We start from the raw sequence: 3,979 nt of genomic DNA, 5'->3' as shown, positions 1-3,979 counted from the left end.
CTGCGTAGTAGCGCTCGGAGGTGTCGATGTTGTGGTTGTAGTAGTCGAGCCCGGCCCGTTTGAGCCTTTGCGCCTGATCGAGGTCGAGCATGCCGAGCGTCATGCAGGTCTCCATGCCGAGCGCCTTGACACCCTCGACCATGGCGACCACCGCGTCCATGTCGCGCTCCTTGGGGCTGCGCCACGCGGCGGCCCCCATGCAATAGCGTGTGGCGCCGGCATCGCGGGCCTTCGTCGCCTCGGCGATGACGCGCTGGACCTCCATCAGCTTCGAAGCCTTGAGGCCGGACTGATGATGCGCGGACTGGCTGCAATAGCCGCAATCCTCGGGGCAGCCGCCGGTCTTGATCGAGAGCAGGCGCGACAACTGCACCCGGTTGGGATCGAAATTCTCACGATGGATCGTCTGGGCCCGGAACAGCAGGTCATTGAACGGTAGATCGTGGATAGCCTGGGCTTCCGCCCGGGTCCAAGGCGGAAGCGCCCAACCGAGAGGGTCCGATGTCAGGTCCGGGCCAAGTTCCGCGTTCATTCCACCTCCATCAGGCAAAAGCGTTTGGGTATCAGCCAAGAAAACGGGCTTCGGAGCCCGTCACGATCTGCCCACCAGCGCCGGCACGGGCAGGACGTTGTTGGTTTCGTTGAGTATGCAGAAGCTGTAGCCTCCGCCCGCATCGCGCTCGACCGAATAGGTAAGGCGGTCGAGGATCCGATTATCCTTGTCGAAGGTCAGCACACGCGGTTTGAGCGCGGTGAGCTCCGCCTGGTCCACATAGACCGAGTTGCAGATGATGACCTGGTCGCCTGGCTGGCAGGTGCGGGCCGCGGCGCCGTTGAGAATGCAGCAGCGCGAGCCGCGTTCGCCGAGGATGACATAGGTCGAAATCCGCGCGCCCGAATTCTTGTTCCAGATCTCGACAAACTCCATCGGCAGGATGCCTGCCTGTTCGCAATGGTCGGGATCGAGCGTGACCGAGCCGTGATAATCGAGATTGGCCTCGGTGACGTGGATGCCGTGCAGCTTGCCGGCAACGATTTTGCGCATCCCTTCCTCCAAAACGACTTTCGATCCTGCCCCACCGCCCCCTGGGGGCCCGTGTGGTGTCGGACGCTAGCCCGTGGTTTCTTGGCCGTGAGCGGATAAACGCTCCCTTCTGATCGCGTCGCATGACTCATTGAAAGCGACGTCCAAAAGGTAGCCGATAAGTTCCAGCCCCTGCGAGGCAGCCAGCTGGCGCAGCTCATCGAGCCGGCAGACAATTACGCCGAGCGCTTCGACGCGGTCTTTTGCTTGTCCCTTTTCCGTCAACTCTCCCTCCCCACCCATGGAACCGTATTGCCATTCATTGCGCAGCCTTTCGTCGGCAATCGGTGGAGGTGCAACTGGAGCGGACCTGTCGCAGGTCATCCTGCGGCCAAAGGAGTTCCTGCGATTGCGGTTCATGTCCTCTCCGTCAGTTCAGATGCCTGCGGCAATTCCGGTCAGCCGGCATATCCAGGCCGATGTCGAGGATGGGGGCACTGTGGGTGAGCCAGCCGACCGAGACAAGGTCGACCCCGGTCGCAGCAATTGCCGGAGCCGTTCTCGGGGTCACCCGACCCGAGGCCTCGGTGATCGCGCGTCCGCCGACCATAGCCACAGCCTGGGCCAGGTCCTCGGGCGACATGTTGTCGAGAAGTACGGCGTCGACGCTCGCCTGCAGCGCCATCTCCAGTTGGTCCAGCGTGTCGACCTCGACCTCGATCTTGACCATGTGACCTATGGCGCCACGCGCCCTCTCGATCGCGGTGCGGATGTCACCGGCAATAGCGATGTGATTGTCCTTGATGAGCACGGCATCGTCGAGCGCGAAGCGGTGGTTGGCGCCGCCACCGGCGCGCACGGCATATTTTTCCAGGACACGCAGTCCAGGCGTCGTCTTTCTTGTGCAAACGATCTTTGCGTTATAGCCCCGCACCGCATTGACCAGCGAGGCTGTCGCCGTTGCGATGCCGCTCAGCTTGCAGAGAAAATTGAGCGCCGTCCGTTCCGCCGTCAGCAGGCTGCGCGCCGGGCCGCTTACGACCGCGATAGTCTCCCCGGCCGAAACCTTGCCGCCCTCCGGACAGCGCAACTGCATGCTGATCCCAGGATCGACCAGCAGAAAGGCAAACATGACCAGATCGAGCCCGGCAACGACACCAGCCTGCCGGGCATTCAACGCGAGCGTCGCCTTGCAATCGGCGGGGATGATCGCATCGCTCGTGATGTCGCCGGCCCTGCCAAAATCTTCCAGAAGGGCGCTGCGCACGATCGGTTCCAGGATGATCTGGGGAAGCGGTGCAAGGGAAGTCATATCAACGGCTCCGTTCGGATCTCTGCCAGCTGAGCGCGACGGCGTTCTCAAAGGCTGTGCAGAGCGTCAGTCGCGAGGGGAGGGCGGCAGCATCGCGCCCAGTGAAATCGGACCGGTAGTGCGAACCGCGGCTTTCCTCGCGGCGGAATGCTGCGATCGCGATCAACAGCGCAACCAGGGCCGGGTCGGCCGCGGCCGTCTCGCCAACGGCGATCGGCAGAAGGGTTGAGATCGCCTCGCGCAGCACTTTGCCATTTCGAAAGATGCCAAGCGCATTGGAGACAAGTTGGCGTACAGGTGAGGGGTCGGGTCGCAATGGAAAGACTGCCGGCAGCCTGGGCCATTGCCAGCCGGCTGAGGTGCCGGCCACACTTGCCGCGACCCAGGCGGCTGTTGCAACGGCTTCGCTCAGCGAGTTGCTGGCGAGACGGTTGGCGCCATGCAGCCCTGTGCATGCGACCTCGCCGCAGGCCCACAAGCCGCCAACGGAACTGAGCCCTTCAGCGTCTACCGCCACGCCGCCCATGTGATAGTGAGCCGCCGGACGCACGGGAATGGGCTCCATGGCCGGATCAATGCCGGCCTGCTTGCAAGCGGCGTCGATCGCCGGGAAGCGTTCTGCGAATTTTTGCCCGAGGCATCGCCTGGCGTCGAGATAGACACGATGCCCGGCGGCGAGCTGATTGGCGATTGCGCGGGCGACCACGTCGCGCGATGCGAATTCAGCGCCAGGTATAGCGGCAAGGAAGCGGTGACCGTATTCGTCCACCAGCACCGCGCCTTCGCCCCGTACCGCTTCGCTTATAAGCAGCATTGGCCGGCGCGGCGTGTCGAGCGCGGTCGGGTGGAACTGCAAGAATTCCAGATCGGCGAGCTCCGCGCCGGCACAGGCGGCCAGCGCAAGGCCATGCCCGTATGAGGAAAGCGGGTTCGTGGTATCGCCAAAGAGGCCGCCGATACCGCCAGTCGCAAGCACCACACGGCGGGTGGGCAAAGCAAACATGCCACTGTGCAGGACGGCCAACAAGCCCACAATGCCGCCCTCTGCAACGACCAGGCGAAGGGCTGTCGCACCTTCCATGATTGTGATCGAACGGGTTCGCCGCGCCACGGCGAGCAGCGCGCTGAACAACTCGCGGCCGGTGCCATCTCCGGCGGCATGGACAATGCGGCGCCGCGAATGAGCCGCCTCCAGGCCGAGCCGCAGTTTTCCGTCTAACGCGCGGTCGAAAGGAGCGCCCAGACGAATGAGGTGGTCGATGGTTGCGGGGACTGACTCGACGACTCGCCTGGCGATCGCTTCATTGCAAAGGCCGTCGCCGGCAGCGAGCGTGTCGGTCAGATGGAGTTCGGGGCTGTCGTCATCCCCCAGGCTCGCGGCAAGGCCGCCCTGGGCCAGCGTGCTTGAGGTTTCGGTTCCGAGCGGAGCGCGGGAAAGAATAACGACCGGCTGTGGCGCCAGGTGAAGCGCGGTCATCAGGCCGGCGATGCCAGCGCCGACAATGACCGGCACCCCGCCAATGTCATGGACGTCTGGGGTCATACGAAGAGCATGCGCTCGACGGCCCAGCGGGCCCGCTCGGCGACACGCGGATCGATCGTGATGACGTGACGGTTTTCCTCGATCGCGCTGCGGATGTTAC

General features: G+C 63.9%; 5 protein-coding genes and 1 pseudogene. All 6 read right to left on the bottom strand.

Annotation, left to right across the window (positions count from 1 at the left end):
• Positions 1 to 532 (bottom strand): radical SAM protein (locus tag EN780_RS28975; protein WP_128275999.1); only part of this gene is annotated, 532 nt, incomplete at its 3' end.
• Positions 533 to 592: 60 nt separating this feature from the next.
• Positions 593 to 1,045, bottom strand: coding sequence for an aspartate 1-decarboxylase (gene panD / locus EN780_RS28970; protein ID WP_128275998.1), 453 nt, complete (start codon positions 1,043 to 1,045; stop codon positions 593 to 595).
• A gap of 66 nt (positions 1,046 to 1,111) precedes the next feature.
• Positions 1,112 to 1,444 (bottom strand): hypothetical protein, encoded by a 333-nt coding sequence (locus tag EN780_RS28965; RefSeq protein WP_128275997.1) that lies wholly within the window; start codon positions 1,442 to 1,444, stop codon positions 1,112 to 1,114.
• Positions 1,445 to 1,454: 10 nt separating this feature from the next.
• Positions 1,455 to 2,336, bottom strand: coding sequence for a carboxylating nicotinate-nucleotide diphosphorylase (gene nadC / locus EN780_RS28960; protein WP_128276000.1), 882 nt, complete (start codon positions 2,334 to 2,336; stop codon positions 1,455 to 1,457).
• A gap of 1 nt (position 2,337) precedes the next feature.
• On the bottom strand, positions 2,338 to 3,879 hold the full coding sequence (locus tag EN780_RS28955) for an L-aspartate oxidase (protein ID WP_128275996.1): 1,542 nt from the start codon (positions 3,877 to 3,879) through the stop codon (positions 2,338 to 2,340).
• Positions 3,876 to 3,979, bottom strand: a pseudogene (locus EN780_RS40900) (quinolinate synthase NadA); the annotation flags it as partial. The pseudogene EN780_RS40900 and the gene EN780_RS28955, both read right to left, overlap by 4 nt.

This window comes from Mesorhizobium sp. M4B.F.Ca.ET.089.01.1.1 (genome assembly GCF_004022605.1).
GTDB classification, from domain to species: Bacteria; Pseudomonadota; Alphaproteobacteria; order Rhizobiales; family Rhizobiaceae; genus Mesorhizobium; species Mesorhizobium abyssinicae.
This window is presented reverse-complemented; position numbering and strand designations above follow the sequence as displayed.